The sequence below is a fragment of the Mycobacterium sp. IDUB_1 genome (assembly GCF_055419625.1).
Genome location: NZ_JBVAYA010000001.1, coordinates 1 through 20,141, shown reverse-complemented (window position 1 = coordinate 20,141; position 20,141 = coordinate 1). Strand labels below are relative to the sequence as shown.

At 68.1% G+C, this 20,141-nt stretch carries 20 protein-coding genes and 1 pseudogene; 10 read left to right on the top strand and 11 right to left on the bottom strand.

What is annotated here, in order from left to right; translation table 11 throughout:
• Nucleotides 1-315: an ArsR/SmtB family transcription factor gene (locus ACZYYX_RS00105; RefSeq protein WP_463812386.1), complete on the top strand. Its 315-nt coding sequence runs from the start codon at nt 1-3 to the stop codon at nt 313-315.
• On the opposite strand, the gene ACZYYX_RS00100 is transcribed toward ACZYYX_RS00105, so the two are convergent.
• From ACZYYX_RS00100 to ACZYYX_RS00085, 4 genes are read right to left on the bottom strand one after another with little or no spacing between them, the layout of a single operon-like run.
• Nucleotides 308-1,081: a LamB/YcsF family protein gene (locus ACZYYX_RS00100; protein ID WP_463812385.1), complete on the bottom strand. Its 774-nt coding sequence runs from the start codon at nt 1,079-1,081 to the stop codon at nt 308-310. The two genes, ACZYYX_RS00105 and ACZYYX_RS00100, sit on opposite strands and share 8 nt — an antisense overlap.
• Before the next feature lie 10 nt (nt 1,082-1,091).
• The gene (locus tag ACZYYX_RS00095) at nt 1,092-1,940 is read right to left on the bottom strand and encodes a metal ABC transporter permease (protein ID WP_463812384.1); all 849 of its coding nucleotides are present in this window, start codon (nt 1,938-1,940) and stop codon (nt 1,092-1,094) included.
• Nucleotides 1,933-2,760, bottom strand: coding sequence for a metal ABC transporter ATP-binding protein (locus ACZYYX_RS00090; protein WP_463812383.1), 828 nt, complete (start codon nt 2,758-2,760; stop codon nt 1,933-1,935). Before ACZYYX_RS00090 ends, ACZYYX_RS00095 begins: the two co-directional genes overlap by 8 nt.
• Before the next feature lie 9 nt (nt 2,761-2,769).
• The gene (locus tag ACZYYX_RS00085) at nt 2,770-3,672 is read right to left on the bottom strand and encodes a metal ABC transporter solute-binding protein, Zn/Mn family (protein WP_463812382.1); all 903 of its coding nucleotides are present in this window, start codon (nt 3,670-3,672) and stop codon (nt 2,770-2,772) included.
• Nucleotides 3,673-3,805: 133 nt separating this feature from the next.
• Here ACZYYX_RS00085 and ACZYYX_RS00080 point away from each other — a divergent pair, with 133 nt between their 5' ends.
• On the top strand, nt 3,806-4,906 hold the full coding sequence (locus ACZYYX_RS00080) for a LacI family DNA-binding transcriptional regulator (RefSeq protein WP_463812381.1): 1,101 nt from the start codon (nt 3,806-3,808) through the stop codon (nt 4,904-4,906).
• Here the strand turns inward: ACZYYX_RS00080 and otsB are convergent.
• Both otsB and kstR read right to left on the bottom strand, forming a co-directional pair.
• On the bottom strand, nt 4,903-5,649 hold the full coding sequence (otsB, locus tag ACZYYX_RS00075) for a trehalose-phosphatase (RefSeq protein WP_463812380.1): 747 nt from the start codon (nt 5,647-5,649) through the stop codon (nt 4,903-4,905). The two genes, ACZYYX_RS00080 and otsB, sit on opposite strands and share 4 nt — an antisense overlap.
• 4 nt (nt 5,650-5,653) lie before the next feature.
• On the bottom strand, nt 5,654-6,268 hold the full coding sequence (gene kstR / locus ACZYYX_RS00070; RefSeq protein ID WP_463814735.1) for a cholesterol catabolism transcriptional regulator KstR: 615 nt from the start codon (nt 6,266-6,268) through the stop codon (nt 5,654-5,656).
• 296 nt (nt 6,269-6,564) lie between these two features.
• Here kstR and ACZYYX_RS00065 point away from each other — a divergent pair, with 296 nt between their 5' ends.
• Entirely contained in the window at nt 6,565-8,718 is a 2,154-nt protein-coding gene (locus ACZYYX_RS00065) for an acyl-CoA dehydrogenase family protein (RefSeq protein WP_463812379.1), read from the top strand.
• Here the strand turns inward: ACZYYX_RS00065 and ACZYYX_RS00060 are convergent.
• Nucleotides 8,715-9,293, bottom strand: a complete 579-nt coding sequence (locus tag ACZYYX_RS00060; RefSeq protein WP_463812378.1) for a hypothetical protein — start codon at nt 9,291-9,293, stop codon at nt 8,715-8,717. The genes ACZYYX_RS00065 and ACZYYX_RS00060 overlap by 4 nt on opposite strands.
• 22 nt (nt 9,294-9,315) lie before the next feature.
• Nucleotides 9,316-10,371: a 2Fe-2S iron-sulfur cluster-binding protein gene (locus tag ACZYYX_RS00055; RefSeq protein WP_463812377.1), complete on the bottom strand. Its 1,056-nt coding sequence runs from the start codon at nt 10,369-10,371 to the stop codon at nt 9,316-9,318.
• Between the two features lie 158 nt (nt 10,372-10,529).
• Here ACZYYX_RS00055 and hsaA point away from each other — a divergent pair, with 158 nt between their 5' ends.
• Genes hsaA through hsaB form a run of 4 tightly spaced genes read left to right on the top strand, consistent with a single transcriptional unit; the run spans nt 10,530 to nt 14,071 of the window.
• Nucleotides 10,530-11,714 (top strand): 3-hydroxy-9,10-secoandrosta-1,3,5(10)-triene-9,17-dione monooxygenase oxygenase subunit, encoded by a 1,185-nt coding sequence (hsaA, locus tag ACZYYX_RS00050; RefSeq protein ID WP_463812376.1) that lies wholly within the window; start codon nt 10,530-10,532, stop codon nt 11,712-11,714.
• Nucleotides 11,714-12,598 carry a 4,5:9,10-diseco-3-hydroxy-5,9,17-trioxoandrosta-1(10),2-diene-4-oate hydrolase gene (gene hsaD, locus ACZYYX_RS00045; RefSeq protein WP_463812375.1) on the top strand — a complete coding sequence of 295 codons (885 nt, stop codon included), beginning with the start codon at nt 11,714-11,716 and terminating at the stop codon, nt 12,596-12,598. The genes hsaA and hsaD overlap by 1 nt, the downstream gene beginning before the upstream one ends.
• Before the next feature lie 4 nt (nt 12,599-12,602).
• Entirely contained in the window at nt 12,603-13,502 is a 900-nt protein-coding gene (gene hsaC / locus ACZYYX_RS00040) for an iron-dependent extradiol dioxygenase HsaC (RefSeq protein WP_463812374.1), read from the top strand.
• A 2-nt stretch (nt 13,503-13,504) separates the two neighbouring features.
• Nucleotides 13,505-14,071 (top strand): 3-hydroxy-9,10-secoandrosta-1,3,5(10)-triene-9,17-dione monooxygenase reductase subunit, encoded by a 567-nt coding sequence (gene hsaB, locus ACZYYX_RS00035; RefSeq protein WP_463812373.1) that lies wholly within the window; start codon nt 13,505-13,507, stop codon nt 14,069-14,071.
• Nucleotides 14,072-14,093: 22 nt separating this feature from the next.
• Here the strand turns inward: hsaB and ACZYYX_RS00030 are convergent, their stop codons facing one another.
• The gene (locus ACZYYX_RS00030; RefSeq protein ID WP_463812372.1) at nt 14,094-14,876 is read right to left on the bottom strand and encodes an alpha/beta fold hydrolase; all 783 of its coding nucleotides are present in this window, start codon (nt 14,874-14,876) and stop codon (nt 14,094-14,096) included.
• 8 nt (nt 14,877-14,884) lie between these two features.
• Nucleotides 14,885-15,847, bottom strand: a complete 963-nt coding sequence (locus ACZYYX_RS00025; protein WP_463812371.1) for a LysR family transcriptional regulator — start codon at nt 15,845-15,847, stop codon at nt 14,885-14,887.
• 132 nt (nt 15,848-15,979) lie between these two features.
• On the opposite strand from ACZYYX_RS00025, the gene ACZYYX_RS00020 reads away from it, so the two are divergent.
• Genes ACZYYX_RS00020 through ACZYYX_RS00010 form a run of 3 tightly spaced genes read left to right on the top strand, consistent with a single transcriptional unit; the run spans nt 15,980 to nt 19,958 of the window.
• The gene (locus ACZYYX_RS00020) at nt 15,980-17,272 is read left to right on the top strand and encodes an MFS transporter (RefSeq protein WP_463814734.1); all 1,293 of its coding nucleotides are present in this window, start codon (nt 15,980-15,982) and stop codon (nt 17,270-17,272) included.
• Between the two features lie 41 nt (nt 17,273-17,313).
• On the top strand, nt 17,314-18,060 hold the full coding sequence (locus ACZYYX_RS00015; protein ID WP_463812370.1) for a 3-hydroxybutyrate dehydrogenase: 747 nt from the start codon (nt 17,314-17,316) through the stop codon (nt 18,058-18,060).
• Nucleotides 18,045-19,958 (top strand): acetoacetate--CoA ligase, encoded by a 1,914-nt coding sequence (locus ACZYYX_RS00010; protein ID WP_463812369.1) that lies wholly within the window; start codon nt 18,045-18,047, stop codon nt 19,956-19,958. The genes ACZYYX_RS00015 and ACZYYX_RS00010 overlap by 16 nt, the downstream gene beginning before the upstream one ends.
• Here ACZYYX_RS00010 and ACZYYX_RS00005 read toward each other — a convergent pair.
• Nucleotides 19,939-20,141: pseudogene (locus tag ACZYYX_RS00005) on the bottom strand (HNH endonuclease); the annotation flags it as partial. The gene ACZYYX_RS00010 and the pseudogene ACZYYX_RS00005 overlap by 20 nt on opposite strands.

Genomic DNA, 20,141 nt, shown 5'->3' with positions numbered 1-20,141 from the left:
ATGCGCGTAGACACGCAACCGGTGGCCCCGGTGCAGCAGGTGCTGGCCGCCCTGCACGATCCGGTCCGGCTGGAGATCGTCCGCCGCTTGCACAACGCCGGCACCTCTCTGCAATGCGGTGCCCTCTACGACGGCATCAACAAGTCGACAGCGACGCACCACTTCAAGATCCTGCGCGAGGCCGGGGTGACCGAGCGGCTGGTCGTGGACGGGTTGACCTACCAGCGCCTGCGCATCGACGAGGTGGAGGCCGCGCTGCCCGGTCTTCTGGACAGCATCGTGCGCGGCGCCAACCGCGCCGTCGGCGTCAGCTGAACGCGCTCAGCGCCACGCCCTCAGCCACCATTCGTTCCCGAACGGCGGTGGCGATCTGCACCGCGCCGGGCGAATCACCGTGCACGCACACCGATTCCACTGAGATCGGGATCGTCGAACCGTCGACCGCGGTCACGCGTCCCCGCGTCACCATCGCGAGCACGCGATCGGCGATCTCGTCGGGATCGTGCAGCACCGCATTGCGTTCACGCCGGGACACCAGCTGCCCGTCCGGGCGGTAGGCCCGATCGGCGAACGCCTCGGGCACCGTCCGGACGCCCGCCTCCTCGGCTTCAGTGAACAGCACCGACCCGGCGAGCCCGAGCACCGGCAACGCCGGGTCCACCGAATGCACCGCGGCGATGACCGCGCGGGCCTGCTCGCGATGGGTGACGACGGCGTTGTACAGCGCGCCATGGGGTTTGACGTAGGACACCGTCGAACCCGCCGCCGCGGCCAGCGCCGACAGAGCACCGATCTGGTACACCACGTCGGCGGTCAGATCCTCGGGCGGCACATCGATGAACCGGCGGCCGAAGCCGGCGAGATCCCGGTAGCTGACCTGCGCGCCGATCTGCACACCGCGCTCGGCGGCCAGCCGGCACGTGCGGGCCAGGGTGGCCGCGTCGCCGGCGTGGAAACCGCATGCCACGTTGGCGCTGGTGACGATGCCGAGCATTGCGTCGTCGTCGCCGAGCTGCCAGACCCCGAAGCTCTCGCCGAGATCGGCGTTGAGGTCGACGGCGCGGGTGGGTTGGCCTGGCACGCCCGCCAGCCTAGCGACGGCTGCCGATCAGCCAGCAGATCAGAAAGATCGCGAACGAGATCGTCGTGACGAACACCGACACCGGGACGCCGGGTGCCAGCGAGAGCACGAGGCCGCCGACGGCAGCTGTCTCGGCGAACACCACCGACGCGACCATCGCCTTCACCGGCGACGTGCACACCCGCGCCGCCGCGGCGGCGGGTGTGATCAGCAGGCTCATCACCAGCAGTGCCCCGACGATCTGTACGCCCTGGGCCGCCGTCACACCGACCAACGCCGCGAACACGATGCCCAGTGCGCGCACCGGCACCCCACGTCCTGCGGCCACCTCGGGGTCGACGGTGGCGAACAGCAGCGGTCGGTAGCAGACGGCCAGTACCGCGATGACGACCACGGCGACCACGGCGAGTAGCGCCAGGCCGGAGTATCCGACGCCGACGATCTGGCCGGTCAGCAGCGCGAAGCTGGTTCCGGTGCGGCCGGGGTAGAGGTGGATGAACAGCACCGCCAGGCCCAGGCCGAAGGCCATCACGACGCCGATCGCGGAATCCCGCTCGCGCACGCGCTGGCCGAGGAAGCCGAACAGGATGGCGGCCAGAACGGAGCCCACGAGTGCGCCCACGCCGATGCTGAATCCGGTGAGCAGCGCGAAAGCCGCACCGGTGAGAGACAACTCGGCCGATCCGTGCACCGCGAACGACATCTGCCGCATGACGATCAGCGGGCCGATGACGCCCGAGACCAACGCGAGCAACATCGACGCCAGCAATGCCTGCTGAACGAAGTCGCGGCTCAGCAGGTCCGCGGTGGTCGAGAAGTCGAAGAAGTTGGCGAGGACCGCGGAGAGCTTGTCATTCACCGGGGTGCTCCACACGGTCGCAATGGTGGTGCTGGTACTGGCTCTGGTCGCCGACGACGATGTAGCGCCCGCCGACCTCGATCACCTCGATGTCGGCGTGGTAGAGCTCGCTCAGCGTCGCCGAGTTCATCACCTCCGGCACGGTGCCCACCCGGAAGCGACCGTCGACGAGGTACACGACTCGGTCCACATACGGCAGTACCGGATCGAGTTCGTGGGTGACGAACAGGACCGCGGTGCCTGCGTCGCGGCGGCGCCGGTCGATTAGCGCGGACACCAGGTTGGCGTTGGCCGGATCGAGGTTGAGCAGCGGCTCGTCGCAGAGGAGGAGTACCGGATCGGTCACCAGTGCCTGGGCCACCCGCACCCGCTGCAGTTCGCCGCCGGACATGACGCCGACCGAGGTGTGGGCGAGCGTGCCGCCGTTGACCTGGTTCAGCGCGTGCGACACGGCATGGCGACGGGCCTTGCGCGCGGCGGCGCCCCAGCCGGCGAAGCCCCATCGGTGTCCGTCGTATCCGAGCCCGACGAGGTCGCTGCCGCGCAGGGACAGGCCACGGTCCATCGAGCGGTGCTGAGGGACGTAACCGATCTGCCGGCTGCCTGCCGTCACGGCCTCACCGGCGACCGTGACGCTGCCTGCGCTCAGAGGAACCTGGCCGAGCAGCACCTTGAGCAGCGATGTCTTGCCGGTGCCGTTGGGGCCGAGGACGGCGATGAACTCGCCGGCGTGCACGGTGAGGTCGAAGTCGTCCCACAGGGTGCGGTCGCCGAAGGCGAGGCGTGCTCCCTTCAGTTCGACGACGTCAGCTGTGGTCACGAGGGGTGATTATCGGCTGGGCGGGGCTGGACTATCCAGCGCGGCGGCCATGTCGTCGACGACCTTGCGCTGCCACTGCAGGTAGTCCATGCCCTCGGGCAGGGTTTCGGTGACGGTGACGACGGGGACCACCGCGCGTCGCGCCGCTTCCGAGAGCTGCTGGGTGACCGGGCCGGAGGTCTGGCTGTTCACCACCACGGCGGAGACCTCGCGCTTGTTGATCAGGTCGAGCACGGTAGCCAGGTCGGCCGGCGACGGGTCGCCGCCCTCCTCCATGGCGTTGGCGAACGACGGCGGTGTCTTGTCCGCGATCCCCGCGTTGCGCAGCGCGTAGTAGGCGACGGGCTCGGTGGACACCACCGAGGAGCCCGGATGGGCCTGTCCGATGCCGTGCTGAGCGAGGATCAGCGTGTCCAGATCCGAGCCGAACTTGTCGGCGTTGGCGCTGTAGTCCGCGGCGTGCTCGGCGTCGCTCTTGCCCAGTGTGTCGGCGATGTTCTCGGCGACGATCTTGACGGTGGGGAGGTCGTAGAACAGGTGCTCGTTCGCCGGTGGCTGGTCGGGTGACAGCGAGGCCGCGTCGATCGTCGGGATGTCGTGCGAGTCCTTCAACACGTCTTCCATCCAGTGGTCGTAGTGGTCACCGTTGTAGACGACCAACGAGGCGTCGGCGATCTGGGCTACCTGCGCGGGGCTGGCCTCGAAGGAGTGCGGGTCCTCCACGGTGCCGGTGACGATCGATGCCACGGTGGCGTGGTTACCGACGACGGTGGCCGCGACGCTGCCCCAGACGTCGGTGGACGCGACGACGTTGAGGGTGCCGTGTTCGGTGTTCGGGGGGCTCTGCGAACAGCCGGTCAGGGTAAGTAGGGCGGCCATCGCGACTGACGGCACGGCAACGAGGGCTCGCATGGGCAACTCCTGATACAAATGAAAATCGTTTCCAATAACCGGGGACCAATGTAGCGCATCGGCGCCGGTGCGTGCCAACCGCCGGGTGGACGGTGATCCCACTAACTACGGCGATCCACTAACGTCTGAATGCATGTCCAGGTCTCCGGCGCCGCGCCGACGGGCGACCCTGGCCTCGCTGGCCGCCGAGCTCAAGGTGTCGCGCACCACGGTCTCGAACGCCTACAACCGCCCCGATCAACTCTCGGCCGAACTGCGGGAGCGCGTGCTCTCGACGGCCAAGCAGCTCGGTTATCCCGGGCCCGACCCGGTGGCTCGTTCCCTGCGGACCCGCAAAGCCGGTGCGGTGGGCCTGATCATCACCGAACCGCTGAACTACTCGTTCTCCGATCCGGCCGCGCTGGACTTCGTCGCGGGTCTCGCCGAATCGTGTGAGGGAGTCGGGCAGGGATTGCTGCTGGTGGCGGTCGGCCCGAACCGAAGCGTCAGCGACGGCACGGCCGCGGTGCTTGCCGCGGGCGTGGACGGGTTCGTCGTCTATTCGGCCTCCGACGACGACCCGTACCTGCCGGTGGTGCTGCAGCGCCACCTGCCCGTCGTCGTCGTCGACCAGCCCAAGGACGTCGCCGGGGCGTCGCGGGTCGGTATCGACGACAGGGCTGCGATGCGCGGCCTCGCCGAGCACGTGCTCGAACTCGGGCACCGCGAGATCGGGCTGCTGACCATGCGGTTGGGCCGCGACTGGCCACACGGTGACGTCCGGCCGGCTGTCGCCGACCCGGAGCGGGTCCGCAACCCGGAGTTCCAGGTGCAGAGCGAACGCATCCTCGGGGTCTACGACGCGTTGGCGGCCGCAGGTCTGGACCCTGGCGCGCTGACCGTGGTGGAGAGCTACGAGCACCTGCCGACCTCGGGCGGTGCGGGCGCCGACGTCGCGCTGGAGGCCAATCCCCGGATCACCGCGCTCATGTGCACCGCCGACGTTCTCGCCCTCTCGGCGATGGACCGGTTGCGGGCCCGCGGGGTGTACGTGCCGGGACAGATGACGGTGACGGGTTTCGACGGAGTGCCCGAAGCGCTGTCGCGTGGGCTGACCACGGTGCGCCAGCCGAGTGTCGAAAAGGGCAGGCGCGCAGGCGAATTGCTGCACCATCCGCCGCGTTCGGGGCTGCCGGCGGTGGAGATCCTCGACACCGAGTTGGTGCGCGGTCGGACGTCCGGGCCCCCGGCCTAACCTTCCGCGCGAACCGACAGCAGATACGCCAGCGCGGCAGCGACGTCCTCGGGCGCATCCACCCGGTACGCGGCTGCGGTCTCGCCCGGACCCACCTTGACCCCGATGTCGCCGTCGGTCAGCCGCCGAAACGCCTTCTCGTCGGTCACGTCGTCACCGAAGAACACCACGGCGTCGGCGCGGTGTTCGGCGCGCAAGATGTCCAGCGCCTCACCTTTGTCGGTGTCGATGACGGCGAACTCCAGCACCGCTTTGCCCGTCGTGACGTGCACGTCCCAGCTCTCGGCGGCGTCCCACGCCGCGGCCAGCGCCGCCTCGCCGTCGGCATCGGAGGCGTTGCGGACGTGCAGCGCGACGCTCGCGGGTTTGGTCTCGACGGTGACGCCCGGCTTGTCGGCGGCGACCGCCGACAGGGTCTCGGTGATGGTGGCCAGCAGGTCGGTGTCGATGTCGTGGGCGAACCCGGCGTCGAATTCCGCGCCGTGGCTGCCGACGAGGTGAACCTCGGTGGGCATCGATGAGAGCGTGCGCAGATCCCGCAGCGCGCGCCCGGAGATCAACGCCGCCTCGGTGTCCGGCAGCGCTGCCAACGCGATCAGCGCGTCACCGGCAGCGGGCAGCGGGCGCGCGTCGGCGGGGTTCGAGACGATCTCCGACAGCGTGCCGTCGAAGTCGGAGGTGACGAGCAGGCGCGGCGAGCGCGCAGCGGCGTCGAGGGCGGTGGACAGCTCCGGCGGCAGCACGCCTTCAGATCCTAGGTTGCTCGCCGTCTCCGATGAGCAGCCGCATCGCGAGGTCAAGACGCTTGCTGACGTCAGTGGCCGAGGCGCGGCGGGTCAACCAGGCCAACAGATTCGACAGCCACACATCGGAGATCACGCGGGCGATGTGGTACTGGTCCTCGGTCGGCTCACCCTCGCTCATCGCCCGGGCGAACATGGAGTCCATCAGCTTGCCGACGTAGTCGACCTCCCCGGCGGCCGAGGCGTCGGCGAACACGAACGCCCGCGTCATCGCCTCGGTGAGCAGGGGGTTGCGCTGCATGGCGCGGTTGAGCTTGCCGACCATGATGTTGAGCCGCTGATAGGGCGTCGCGCCGGCGGCCAGCACGGAGCGGTCCGTCTTGGCGTCGATGCGTTCGAATTCGCGGCCCAGCGCGGAGACCAGCAGGTGGACCTTCGACGGGAAGTAGCGGTACAGGGTGCCCACGGCGACGTCGGCACGTTCGGCGACCGCCCGCATCTGCACGGCCTCGTAGCCGCCTTTCGAGGCGATCGCCAGGGTTGCGTCCAGGATGCGCTTGCGGCGTTCGCGCTGCGCCTCGGACCCCAACTCCGACTCCGCCAGCACGGCGACATTCATCACCTGTCGGGGGCGGGCGTCCGCTCCCGCACCGTCAGCGCGTGCCGACGGCCCTGTAGCGGACTGAGACGACCCGGACATGTGGCGTGGCTCCTTCGGTGTTCTGCTGTGGTGCGGCCTGCGATGCGACCGAGGAAAACGATACGCACACCAGTCGCGACTTTCTCGCCGCCCACCAGTGCCGCCAACGATCTGGTCTGCTGCGATGGCGGTCGACTTGACTGCCGAACGCTGGCACTATTAGAACACGTTCTAGTGGGAAGCACGGGGTTCTCACCCAAAGCCTAGGAGTCACGGTGCCGGCAACCATCAGCGACGATCAGTCCGCCGCACGGGAGCTGGTGCGCGATTGGGCGTCGGGGTCGACGTCGCTGGAGGCCGCTCGCGACGTCGAGCAGGGCTCTCCCGATGCGTGGCGCGCGCCCTTCGAGGCGCTGGCGGCGCTGGGCATCTTCGGGGTGGCACTGCCCGAGGATCTCGGCGGCGCCGACGGCACGATCTCCGATCTGTGCGCGATGCTCGAGGAGGCCGCCGCCGGTCTGATTCCCGGCCCGGTGGCCACGACCGCGCTGGCCACGCTGGTGCTCGACGGCTCCCACGGCGAGCTCGTCGAAGCGCTGGCGGCAGGAGCGCGGACGGCCGGTGTCGCGCTGCACGCCGAGCTGACGCTGACCGGCGAGACGGTGTCCGGCGTTGCTCCGACGGTGTTGGGCGCGACCGCCGACGGCGTGCTGCTGCTCCCTGCCGGTGAGGTGTGGGTGCTGGTCGATGCGGCGGCCAACGGGGTCGTCGTCGAACCGGTGAAGGCCACGGACTTCTCGCGCCCGCTGGCCCGGGTGACGTTCGACGAGGCGCCCGCCACGGTGATCGCCGTACCGGCGGGCAGGAGCGAAGCGACACGGGGAGTGGTATCTGCGCAGCGCGTGGTGGACCTCGCCGCGACGGTCGCGGCCGCCGAAGCCGCCGGGGTGGCCCGCTGGCTGCTGACGACCGCGACCGAGTACGCGAAGGTGCGCGAGCAGTTCGGCAAGCCGATCGGCAGCTTCCAGGCCATCAAGCACATGTGCGCCGAGATGCTGCTGCGCAGCGAGCAGGCGTCGGTGGCAGCAGCGGATGCGGCGCGGGCAGCCAGCCAGACCGACACCGACGACGAGCAGCTGTCGATCGCCGCGGCGCTGGCAGCGTCGGTGGGGATCGAGGCGGCGAAGGCCAACGCGAAGGACTGCATCCAGGTTCTGGGAGGTATCGGCATCACCTGGGAGCACGACGCGCACCTGTATCTGCGTCGCGCCTACGGCACCAGCCAGTTCCTCGGCGGCCGGTCGCACTGGCTGCGACGAGTGGCCGCGCTGACGCAGCAGGGGGTGCGCCGCGAGCTGCACGTAGACCTCGACTCGGTCGCAGATCTACGACCCGAAATCGCCTCCGCGGTGGCCGAAGTCGCCGCCGCACCGCAGGATCGCAGGCAGGTCGTGATGGCCGAGACGGGGCTGCTGGCACCCCACTGGCCACGGCCGCACGGCCGCGACGCGGGCCCGGCCGAGCAGCTGCTCATCGACCAGGAACTGGCCGCGGCCGGGATCATCCGGCCGGACCTCGTGATCGGGTGGTGGGCGGTCCCCACCATCCTCGAGCACGGCAGTGCCGAGCAGATCGAGCAGTTCGTCCCGCCGACGCTGCGCGGGGACCTGCAGTGGTGCCAGCTGTTCAGCGAGCCGGGTGCCGGCTCGGACCTGGCCGCACTGCGCACCAAAGCTGTTCGGGCCGAGGGCGGTTGGAAGCTCACCGGGCAGAAGGTGTGGACCTCGGCGGCGCAGAAGGCGCACTGGGGGGTGGCGCTGGCGCGTACGGACCCGGAGGCTCCGAAACACAAGGGCATCACGTACTTCCTGATCGATATGACGAGTCCGGGCATTGTGATCCGTCCGCTGCGTGAGATCACCGGCGACGAACTGTTCAACGAGGTCTTCTTCGACGACGTGTTCGTCCCCGACGAGATGGTGGTCGGCGCGGTCAACGACGGCTGGAAGCTGGCGCGCACCACGCTCGCCAACGAGCGGGTCGCGATGGCGCAGGGCACCGCGCTGGGCAATCCGATGGAGGAGCTGCTGCGCGCGCTGTCGGAAGCGGATGTCGATGACGCGCAACAGGATCGGCTCGGTGAGCTGATCGTCACCGCCCAGGTGGGCTCGCTGTTGGATCAGCGCATCGCCCAGCTCGCGGTCGGTGGTCGCGATCCCGGCCCGCAGGCCAGCGCTCGCAAGCTCATCGGCGTGCGGTATCGCCAGGCGCTGGCGGAGTTCCGCATGGAGCTGTCCGATGGTGCGGGCGCGGTGGAGAACCAGCAGGTGCACGACTTCCTGAACACACGGTGCCTGACCATCGCCGGGGGCACCGAGCAGATCCTGCTGACGATGGCGGGGGAGCGCCTACTCGGATTGCCGCGTTAGCCGAAGCGGGTCTGTGCGCAGGCGGTCGGCGTGGTCAGGTTGACCCCGCTGTAGACCACCTGGATCTGCGAGCACGCGATGAAATCGGCGCCGGTCGCGGGTAATCCGTTCTCCCACTGCGTGGGAACGGAGTCGCCGTCCGAGGTGAATCGCGCGATGTCTCCGCCGCCGAAGTAGGTGATGGACAGCTCGACGTCGTTGAGTGAGCGGTACATCTTGGACAGCACGTTCTCGTGGTTGGCGCCCTTGAGCTCGCGCGGGTTGCCCGACGGCGCGCTGTACCACGCCTGCTGCCAGACGTTGCGGTCCGAGCTGCGCAGCGTGACGGTCTGGCGCGCCCAGGTGTCACCGGGGAAGCCGGTGGGTCCGCTCGGGGTCAGCAGGCTCGCGGTGGTGGTGAAGAAGCACCGGGCCTGGGCTGAATCGCAGTTGGCCGAGACCTGCATCTGGATCGACGTGGCGGGGTCGACGGCGATCGAGCTGGTCTTGGTGTCCGATGCCGCGACGGCCGTGGCAGGCTGCACGAGGGCCGCCATCGTCAGGGCCGTCGCACCTACTATCGCGAGCCGCTTCATTCTGGCGAACCTAGCGCGCTGCTCACTCGTCATAGGTCACTTCGACCGAATCCGACAACGGGTGGGCCTGACACGCCAGGATCAGGCCCTCGTCGAGGTCCTGTTGTTCGAGGACGTCGTTGACCTCCATCTCGATGTCGCCCGCTTTTTTGACGACCGCACACGCTCCGCAGTGGCCCTCGCGGCACGAGAAGGGGGCGTCGAGCCCTTTGTCGAGCAGCACGTCGAGCAACTTCGCGCGTCGCGGCCAGCTCAGTTCGTGGGTGGTGCCGTCCAGCGTCACGACTGCGGTCGCGGGTCCCTCGTCGCCGTCATCGGTGTCGTCGAGTACCACCGCGGCGAACGGATCCGAGTCCAGGGACTTGAACACCTCGATGTGCACACGCTCGGGCGCCGCGCCGCACGCGGTCAGTGCGTCCTGCGCTGCCGCCATGAAGGGGCCGGGCCCGCAGAGGAACGCCTCGCGGTCGCGGTACGGGGCGAGCAGCGCCGCCAGCGCGGCAGCGCTGGGCAACCCCTGCACGGACTCCAGCCAGTGCACCATGGTCAAACGATCGGGATGCGCGGCCGCGAGCTCGCGCAGCGCCGCGGCGAAGATCACCGAGTCCTGGTCGCGGTTGGCGTAGACGAGGGTGACGTGCCCGCTGCCCTGATCCAGCGCGGATTTCAGGATCGCCATCATCGGCGTGATGCCGCTGCCCGCGGCCAGCAGCAGGAAGTCGGTGTCGAGATCTGCGGGGACGAAGGTGCCCGACGGGGCCAGCACGTGCATGCGCATGCCGGCGTGGGCGTTGTCGCAGAGCCAGTTGGACGCGTATCCGTCGGCGGTGCGCTTGACGGTGACGGTGAGGGGGTCGCCGGTGAAGGGCGAGCTGCACAGCGAGTAGCAGCGGGCGACCGAGCCGGTCCGGTCGCTGGGCACCCGCAGGGTCAAAAACTGCCCCGGCCGGTACCGCAGCTTGTCGGCGGGCACCCCGTCGGTCGCGGTGAACACCAGCGAGCGGGCGTCGGCCGTCTCGTCGATCACCTCGGCGATCTCCAGCTCGAGCACGTGCGCACCCAAAGGCTCGTCGGTCACAGGCGGCTCTCTCTTCCACACCGTCGGGGGTCAATAACTAGAACAGGTTACAGAAATGAATGTCCGCAGGTCCAGCCGTCACAGGACACCGCTACTCGACACAAATCGTAACGTGTTCTAATCTTTGTGCAGGTCCCTACTCCTGGGAGGCAAAACCAGTGACGTCCATTGAACAGCGCGACGTGCAGTCCGTTCTCGCCGGCATCGATGATCTTCTGCCGCGCATCGCCAAGCGTGCTCCGGCCGCCGAGGAACTGCGCCGCCTGCCCGACGAGACCGTCGCCGAGCTCGACGAGGTCGGCTTCTTCAAGCTGCTCCAGCCGGAGCAGTGGGGCGGCTTGCAGTGCGATCCGACGCAGTTCTACGAGGCCGTGCGCCGCATCGCGAGCGCATGCGGGTCGACGGGCTGGGTGTCCTCCATCATCGGCGTGCACAACTGGCATCTCGCGCTCTTCGATCAGCAGGCCCAGGAAGACGTGTGGGGCGACGATCCCACGGTCCGGATCTCCTCGTCGTACGCGCCGATGGGGGCGGGCACCGTCGTCGACGGCGGCTACCTGGTCAGTGGTGCGTGGCAGTGGTCCTCGGGCTGCGACCACGCCACGTGGGCGTTCCTGGGTGGTCCGGTGATCAAGGACGGTCGCCCGGTCGACTTCGGCAGCTTCTTGATCCCGCGCTCCGACTACCGCATCGATGATGTGTGGAATGTGGTGGGGCTCAAGGCCACCGGCAGCAACACCGTCGTCGTCAAGGACGTCTTCGTCCCGCGGCACCGGTTCCTGTCGTACAAGTCGATGAACGACGGCACCGCCGGTGGATATGAGACCAATTCGGCGCCGGTCTACAAGATGCCGTGGGGCACCATGCATCCGACCACGATCAGTGCGCCGATCATGGGCATGGCCTACGGCGCCTACGACGCTCACGTCGAACACCAGGGCAAGCGGGTCCGTGCCGCGTTCGCCGGCGAGAAGTCCAAGGAGGATCCGTTCGCCAAGATCCGGATCGCCGAGGCGGCCAGCGACATCGATGCGGGATGGCGTCAGCTGATCGGCAACGTCGGCGAGGAATACCGGTTGCTGCAGGCAGGACAGGAGATCCCGTTCTCGCTGCGCGCCTGTGCCCGACGCGACCAGGTACGCGCCACCAAGCGCGCCATCGAGTCGATCGACCTGCTGTTCGAGGCCTCCGGTGCCACGGCGCTCAATCTGGACCAGCCGGTGCAGCGGTTCTGGCGTGACGCGCATGCGGGCCGGGTGCACGCGGCCAACGAGCCCGAGCGCGCCTACCTGATCTTCGGCAACGACGCGTTCGGTCTCCCGCCCCAGGACACGATGGTGTGATGACCTCGTTCGCCGCCGAAGCTGCTGCGCAGCAGGAGATCACGTTCGAGTCCACCTCGCGTTACGCGCAGGTTCGAGACGACATGCGGCTGCACTACCACGAGGCGGGCGACCCTGCCTCGCCCACGGTGGTGCTGCTGCACGGCGGCGGGCCCGGCGCGTCGAGCTGGTCGAACTTCAGCCGCAACATCGGCGTGCTGGCCCGCCACTTCCACGTGCTGGCCGTCGATCAGCCCGGTTACGGGCATTCTGACAAGCACACCGAACACGAGCAGTACAACCGCTACAGCGCCACGGCGCTGCTCGGCCTGTTCGACCAGCTGGGCATCGAACGCGCTGCGCTGGTGGGCAATTCGCTCGGCGGCGGCACCGCGGTGCGTTTCGCGCTGGACAACCCGAAGCGGGCAGGCAGGCTGGTGCTGATGGGTCCGGGCGGGCTGAGCGTGAACCTCTTCGCTCCGGATCCGACCGAGGGCGTCAAGCTGCTGGGCCGCTTCGCCAACGACCCGACCCGAGAGAACATCGAGAAGTTCCTCCGCATCATGGTGTTCGATCAGTCGCTGATCACGCCCGAGCTGGTGGAGGAGCGCTTCCAGATCGCCAGCACCCCGGAATCGCTGGCCGCCACCAAGGCGATGGGAAAGTCGTTCGCGGGTGCGGACTTCGAGCTCGGCATGATGTGGCGCGACGTGTACAAGCTGCGCCAGCCCGTGCTGTTGATCTGGGGCCGCGAGGATCGGGTCAACCCGCTCGACGGCGCTCTGGTCGCACTGAAGCAGATCCCTCGCGTGCAACTGCACGTGTTCGGGCAGTGCGGGCATTGGGCGCAGGTGGAGAAGTTCGACGAGTTCAACAAGCTGACCATCGATTTCCTCGGAGGGTGACGTCGTGACGATCCGTTCGCTCGGATACCTGCGTGTCGAGAGCACCGACGTCGCCGCGTGGCGGGAGTACGGGCTCAAGGTGCTCGGCATGGTGGAGGGCACCGGCCCAACCGAGGGGGCGCTCTATCTGCGGATGGACGAGTTCCCGGCCCGGCTGGTCATCGTGCCCGGCGACCACGACCGCCTCATGGTCTCCGGCTGGGAGACCGCGAACGCCGCTGCGCTGCAGGAGGTTCGGCAACGCCTCGACGTGCACGGCACCCCGTACAAGGAGGCCACCGCGAGCGAGCTCGCGGAACGGCGCGTCGACGAGATGATCGTGTTCGACGATCCGTCGGGGAACACGATCGAGGTGTTCCACGGGGTCGCGCTGGAGCACCGCCGCGTGGTCAGCCCGTACGGCCACAAGTTCGTCACCGAGGAGCAGGGGTTGGGGCACGTCGTGCTCACCACCCGCGACGACGTCGAGACGCTGCACTTCTATCGTGACGTGCTCGGCTTCAGCCTTCGCGACTCGATGAAGCTGCCGCCGCAGCTGGTCGGCCGCCCGGCCGACGGCGCGCCGGCGTGGTTGCGGTTCCTCGGGGTGAACCCGCGCCACCACAGCCTGGCGTTCATGCCCGGCGAGACACCAAGCGGCATCGTGCATCTGATGGTCGAGGTGGAAAGCGCCGACGACGTCGGCCTGTGCCTGGACCGTGCGTTGCGCCGCAAGGTCAAGATGTCGGCGACCCTCGGCCGGCACGTCAACGACAAGATGCTGTCGTTCTACATGAAGACACCGGGTGGGTTCGACATCGAATTCGGTTGCGAGGGGCTCGAAGTCGACGACCACAGCTGGGTGGCGCGGGAGAGCACCGCGGTCTCGCTGTGGGGACACGACTTCAGCGTGGGCTTCAAATAGCAGTGTCCGGCGCACCGATCGACCCGCGCATATTCCGCAATGTGCTGGGCCAGTTCTGTACGGGCATCACGGTTATCACGACGGTTCACGACGACGTTCCCGTGGGCTTCGCCTGCCAGTCGTTCGCCGCGCTGTCGCTGGACCCGCCGCTGGTCCTGTTCTGTCCGACGAAGGTCAGTCGGTCCTGGCAGGCCATCGAGGCCAGCGGGAAATTCTGCGTGAACGTTCTGCACGAGAACCAGAAGGACGTGTCGGCGCGCTTCGGGTCTCGTGAGCCGGACAAGTTCGCCGAGATCGATTGGTCGTTGTCGCCGTTGGGGTCGCCGATCATCGGCGGGACGCTGGCCCACATCGACTGTACGGTGGCCTCGGTGCACGACGGTGGCGACCATTTCGTCGTGTTCGGGGCGGTGCACTCGCTGTCCGATGTGCCCCACAAGAAGCCGCGGCCGCTGCTGTTCTACCAGGGTCAGTACACGGGCATCGAGCCCGACAAGACGACGCCGGCGGACTGGCGCAACGACCTCGAGGCGTTCCTCACCGCGACCACCGACGACACCTGGCTCTGATCGCCGGCGAATTACACGCCTGTTATTCATCCCCAATGTGGATAACCCTGTGGATGAACGACGCTATCGCCTCGGTCACGTCCCGGTGGACGGTCTCATTCAGGATGTCGTGGCGGGCGCCGGGGAACTCGACCAGCTCGAGCGATTTGATCGACTCGGCATAGGCGCGGACGGCGCTGACCGGCGCGATCGGGTCGTTGACCCCGTGCACGGCAAGGGTCGGCAGCGCCAATGTCGGCAGCTCGGAGCCGAACCGGTCCCACGCCCGGTCCAGCTCACGGGCCAGGGCGCGGCTGTCGGCCTCGAGGAAGGCAAGCGGGTCGTTGACCATCGAGTCGAGGTAGAACGGATCGGCCGACAGCCACGACGGGTCCAGGTCGAGCGACGTGTCCACGTCGAGCAGCTCGGGCACCGGCACCAGTGGCGCCCCGGAGATGACGGCGCCGGCGTACTCGTCGCCGTGCTCGAGCGCACGCACCAGCGTGACGACGGCACCGTAGGAGTGGCCCTGCGCGATCACCGGGATACCGGGGTGTGCATCGCTGGCGAGCTCGGTCAAGCTTTCGGCCAGCGCCGAGCTGTCCTCGATGGTGCCGACGTCACCGCGGTCGCCGCCGGTCAGACCGTGGCCGAACTGATCGACTGCCCACAGATCGATGCCTGCGGTGTTGAGGGCGAATCCGTACCGGTGGTAGACCCCGGTGTGCTCCCCGAAACCGTGTAGGAAGACGACCGAGGCTCGCGGGTCAGGGGCCGGCCAGTGGCGGTAGTAGGCGCGTCCGCGGGGATGGTCGAGGAAGGGCATGCCTCACGCTAGACGGCGCCGAGCAGGACGTCGCGCTGGTCATCCATGCGCGCTCGGATCGCGTCGACGACGGCAGCCACTTCGGGCCTGCGCCGTGTCTCGGGCCGGGCGACGAGCCAGTAGGCGAGCCGGACAGACACGGTGTCGGACAGCACCCGGACGAGATCGCCGTGCCGGTCGGCCATGAAGCAGGGCAGGAGACCGAGGCCGGCGGCTGCTCTGGTGGCCTCGACGTGGACGAACACGTTGGTCGAGGTGACTGATTCGCGCATCGCGGGCGCGAAGCTGGTCGCCAGGTCCAGATCGTCGACCTGCAGCATGGAATCGATGAAGTACACCAGCGGGAAGCGGTGCAGGTCGGCCACATCCGCGGGTGCTCCGTGCTCGGCGAGGTAGTCCCGCGAGCCGTAGAGGCCCAGGCAGTAGTCGCCCAGGCGCAGCGCGGTGGCCCGGTGCACCCGGGGCTCGCTCCCGGGTCCGGCGACCACCACCTCGAGGTCGAGTCCCGAGCGCTGCTGGGTGGCGCGCCGGGTCGCGGCCACGATCTCGACCGCGACCTTCGGGTGCCTGCGCTGCACCGAGGCGGCGGCGGGTGCGGCGATGTAGGCGGAGAACCCGTCGGTGGCCGACAACCGGACGACGCCTTCGAGCGCGCGGTTGCCTGCCGCGTCGACGGTCAGTGAGCGCACCGCCGATTCGACGGCCTCGGCTGCCGCCAGCGCGTCCCGGCCGAGCTCGGTGAGCTCCCAGCCGCCGGCCACCCGAGCCAACACCCGCCCGCCCATCGCTTGTTCCAGCGCGGTGATGCGACGGCTGATCGTCGTGTGGTTGAGGCCCAGCTCTTCCGCCGCCGTGGTGTATCGACCCGTGCGTCCGACGGCAAGGAGTACGAGCAGATCGTCGGCACTCGGTCGGCGCGCAGCTGGTGTCACTTCTGCATTTTTGCAGATCCGTGGTGCGGTTTTGACCATTGCTGCGGTGGGTAGCTGCAGGAATACTCATTGCCATCTGTGGTCGGCATCACAACAAAGGGGTGTGAATTGAGTACGCAACAGGACGCCGGGTCGGTCACGACCGGCCTCAAGCGCGTCGTCGCGGCATCGATGGCCGGCACTGTCGTCGAGTGGTACGAGTTCTTTCTCTACGCCACCGCGGCCACGCTGGTGTTCAACAAGGTGTTCTTTGCCGAGGGCACGAGTGAGGCGGCGGGGCTGATCGCGGCGCTGCTGACCTATGCGGTCGGCTTCATCGCCCGTCCGCTCGGCGGCATCGTCTTCGGGCACTTCGGCGATAAGTACGGTCGCAAGAAGCTGTTGCAGTTCGCGATCTTGCTCGTCGGCGTCGTGACGTTCCTGATGGGCTGCCTACCCACCTACGCGCAGATCGGGGTGTGGGCGCCGATCCTGCTCGTGCTGTTGCGATTCCTGCAGGGCTTCGCGGTCGGCGGTGAGTGGGGCGGCGCGGTACTGCTGGTTGCCGAGCACAGCCCGAGCAAGGACCGCGCGTTCTGGGCGAGCTGGCCGCAAGCCGCGGTGCCCGTCGGCAACATGCTGGCCACCGTGGTGCTGCTGGTGCTCACCGGCACGCTGTCCGACGAAGCGTTCCTGTCGTGGGGCTGGCGCGTGGCGTTCTGGCTGTCCGCGGTGGTCGTGCTCATCGGCTACTACATCCGCACCAAGGTCACCGACGCGCCGATCTTCGTGGAGGCGCAGCAGGAGGTCGAGCGCGTCAAGGCGGTCTCCTACGGCGTGTTCGAGGTGCTGAAGCGTTATCCCCGTGGGGTTTTCACGGCCATGGGACTGCGGTTCGCCGAGAACATCATGTACTACCTCGTCGTCACGTTCTCGATCGTCTACCTCAAGACCCATGTGGGCGCCGACACCGGCGACATCCTGTGGTGGCTGCTGGCCGCGCACTTCGTGCACTTCTTGGTCATCCCGCAGGTCGGCAAGCTCTCCGACCGATTCGGGCGCCGCCCTGTGTACATGGTCGGTGCCGCGCTCGCCGCGACGTGGGGCTTCTTCGCCTTCCCGATGATGAACAGTGGCGATTACCTGCTGATCATGGCGGCGATCATCCTCGGCCTGATGATCCACTCGCTGATGTACGCGCCGCAGCCGGCGATCATGGCCGAGATGTTCCCGACGCGGATGCGCTACTCGGGTGTCTCGCTGGGCTATCAGGTCACGTCGATCGTGGCGGGCTCGCTAGCGCCGGCCATCGCGACCTGGCTTCTCGACGACTTCGGGACCTGGGTGCCGATCGCGATCTACCTCGCCGGCGCCGCCGTCATCACCTTCATCGCTGCGTGGTTCACCCGCGAGACCAACGGCCTGGACCTCAAGACGCTCGACGAGGCCGACCGCGAGCAGCTGGCGAAGGCGGGCATCGCATGAGTGGGCCGGGCATGAGTGGGCCGGGCATGAGTGGGCCGGGCATGAGCGAGCTGCAGGGACGCACCGCTCTGGTGACGGGTGGAGCCAGCGGAATCGGCGCCGCGTGCGCACGCGAACTCGCCTCGCGCGGCGTGTCCGTCACGGTCGCCGACATCGACGACGTCGGCGCCAAGGCGCTGGCGCAGGAGATCGGCGGTACTGCGTGGTCGCTGGATCTGTCCGACGTCACCGCGCTCGAGGATCTGCGCCTCGAGGTCGACATCCTGGTCAACAACGCCGGCATCCAGAGCATCAGCGAGATCGCCGAGTTTCCGCCTGACCGCTTCCGCACAATGTTGGCGCTGATGGTGGAGGCGCCGTTCCTGCTGATCCGGGCGGCGCTACCGCACATGTACCGCGAAAGCTATGGGCGCGTCATCAACATCTCGTCCATCCACGGGCTGCGGGCCTCGCCCTTCAAGGTGGCCTACGTGACGGCCAAACATGCGCTCGAGGGGCTGTCCAAGGTGACCGCGCTGGAAGGCGGCCCGCACGGCGTCACCAGTAACTGCGTCAACCCGGGTTACGTGCGCACCCCGTTGGTGACAAAGCAGATCGCCGATCAGGCGCGAACACATAACATCGCGGAAAATCAGGTCATCACGGACATCCTCCTCAAGGAGAGTGCTGTCAAGCGGCTCGTCGAGCCGGAAGAGGTGAGCGCATTGGTGGCATGGCTGGCGACACCGGCGGCGGGCATGGTGACGGGAGCGTCGTACACGATGGACGGCGGATGGAGCGCCCGTTGACGGCGACGACCGACGCGCCTCAGTGGGTGCCCTCCGACGACGACGTCAGCGGCGCCCGTGTCACCGATTTCGCGCGCTTCGCCGAAGGGCGGACGGGCGGTGCCTATCCGGACTACCACGCGCTGTGGCAGTGGTCGGTCGACGACATCGAGGGATTCTGGTCGGCGCTGTGGGACTACTTCGATCTCGGTGAGCGTGGTCCTAGCGTGCTCGAGAGCACCGATATGCCTGGCGCGCAGTGGTTTCCCGCAGCGATGTGCAACTACGTCGACGTGATCGTGCGCAACGCCCGTTCCGATCGCCCTGCGATCATCTCGGTCAGCGAGAGCGGGCCGGACCGCGAGATGTCGTGGGACGAATTGCTGCGCCGCGCAGCGGCATTCGCGGACAAGCTGCGTGCCAGTGGCGTGACGGCCGGCGAACGGGTGGTCGGGTATCTGCCCAACATCGCCGAGGCGGTGATCGCCTTTCTCGCCACGGCGAGCATTGGCGCGGTATGGAGTGCGTGCGGTCAGGACTACTCGGCGAAGGCCGCGCTGGATCGTCTCGGCCAGCTGGAGCCGACTGTGCTCGTGGCCGCCGACGGCTATCACTTCGCCGGCAAGTATCGAGACAAGCAGGCCGATGTGGCAGCCCTGCGTGACGGATTGCCTACGCTGCGTGCCACGTTCACGCTGGCCGATCTCGAGGAGAAGAGCCCGCACGGTCTCGACAGCGTCGCGGTGCCGTTCGACCACCCGCTGTGGATCCTGTTCTCCTCGGGCACCACGGGATTGCCGAAGGGCATCATGCACGGTCATGGCGGCGTCGTCGTCGAGCATTTGAAAGCCGTTGCGCTGCAGTCTGACATCGGACCCGATGACACCTTCTTCTGGTACACCAGCCCCAGTTGGATGATGTGGAACTTCCAGGTGGCGGGTCTGCTGGTCGGCGCGACGATCGTCTGTTACGACGGCAGTCCGAATGCGCCGGAGCCCGACGCTCTCTGGGCTATCGCGGCTCGCGTCGGCGCGACGGTCCTTGGCACCAGTCCCGGTTATGTGCTGGGCTGCATCAAGGCCGACGCCCGCCCCGCTGCGACCCACGACCTCTCCGCGCTGCGCAGCATCGGCATCACGGGCTCGTCGCTGCCGGCGTCGTCGTCGCTGTGGTTGGCGGACAATGTCGGTGGCCAGATCGCCTCGATCAGCGGGGGCACCGATGTGGTGTCGGCGTTCATCGGTGGGGTCCGCACCGTCGCGGTGTGGCCGGGTGAGCTCTCGGTGCCGTTCCTCGGCGTGGCACTCGACTCCTGGGACGAATCGGGCGCACCCGTCCGCGGTGAGGTCGGCGAACTCGTCGTCACCAAGCCGATGCCGTCGATGCCGATCGCGTTCTGGAACGATCCCGACGGAAGTCGTTACCGCGACGCCTATTTCGACACCTACCCGGGGGTGTGGCGGCACGGAGACTGGATCACGATCACCGATCGCGGCAGCGTCATCGTGCATGGGCGTTCCGACTCCACCCTGAACCGCCACGGCATCCGGATGGGCAGCTCCGACATCTACCAGGCCGTCGAGAGTCTTCCCGAGATCGCCGAGGCGCTGGTGATCGGCGCCGAACAACCCGACGGCGGTTACTGGATGCCCCTGTTCGTGGTCCTCGCAGAAGGAGCCGAGCTCGATGATGCTCTGCGACAACGCATCAACGACGCGATCCGCACTGAGGTCTCGCCGCGGCACGTCCCCGACGAGATCATCGTCGCGCCGGGCGTACCGCACACCCGCACCGGTAAGAAGCTCGAGGTCCCGATCAAGAAACTGTTCCAGGGCCGCGATGCAACCAAGGTCGTCGACCGCAGCGCCGTCGACGATCCGGACCTCCTCGATTGGTACGTCACGCAACGTCGCGCCTGACCAGGTCGATCGCAAGGATTCCTTCGACCACGCTGTAGCGGCGTCGTGTCGGTGGTCCGGGTAGTGGTGGTGCGGTGGAGTGGTAGGTCGCGCCGGTGGGGGTCCGGTAGTCGGCGCTGTGGTGGCCGTCGGTGTTGGTGGTGGTGACGTGCCAGCCGGGTGCTTCCTTGGCGTAGTTGCAGG

Excerpts from the sequence above, each read along its gene's own strand:
- ACZYYX_RS00010 (WP_463812369.1), top strand. The coding sequence starts at position 18,045 with ATGGAGCGCCCGTTGACGGCGACGACCGACGCGCCTCAGTGGGTGCCC.
- ACZYYX_RS00080 (WP_463812381.1), top strand. The coding sequence starts at position 3,806 with ATGTCCAGGTCTCCGGCGCCGCGCCGACGGGCGACCCTGGCCTCGCTG.
- ACZYYX_RS00085 (WP_463812382.1), bottom strand. The coding sequence starts at position 3,672 with ATGCGAGCCCTCGTTGCCGTGCCGTCAGTCGCGATGGCCGCCCTACTT.
- ACZYYX_RS00025 (WP_463812371.1), bottom strand. The coding sequence starts at position 15,847 with ATGGTCAAAACCGCACCACGGATCTGCAAAAATGCAGAAGTGACACCA.
- ACZYYX_RS00030 (WP_463812372.1), bottom strand. The coding sequence starts at position 14,876 with ATGCCCTTCCTCGACCATCCCCGCGGACGCGCCTACTACCGCCACTGG.
- hsaD (WP_463812375.1), top strand. The coding sequence starts at position 11,714 with ATGACCTCGTTCGCCGCCGAAGCTGCTGCGCAGCAGGAGATCACGTTC.
- ACZYYX_RS00015 (WP_463812370.1), top strand. The coding sequence starts at position 17,314 with ATGAGCGAGCTGCAGGGACGCACCGCTCTGGTGACGGGTGGAGCCAGC.
- kstR (WP_463814735.1), bottom strand. The coding sequence starts at position 6,268 with ATGAATGTCGCCGTGCTGGCGGAGTCGGAGTTGGGGTCCGAGGCGCAG.
- ACZYYX_RS00020 (WP_463814734.1), top strand. The coding sequence starts at position 15,980 with ATGGCCGGCACTGTCGTCGAGTGGTACGAGTTCTTTCTCTACGCCACC.
- ACZYYX_RS00105 (WP_463812386.1), top strand. The coding sequence starts at position 1 with ATGCGCGTAGACACGCAACCGGTGGCCCCGGTGCAGCAGGTGCTGGCC.
- ACZYYX_RS00060 (WP_463812378.1), bottom strand. The coding sequence starts at position 9,293 with ATGAAGCGGCTCGCGATAGTAGGTGCGACGGCCCTGACGATGGCGGCC.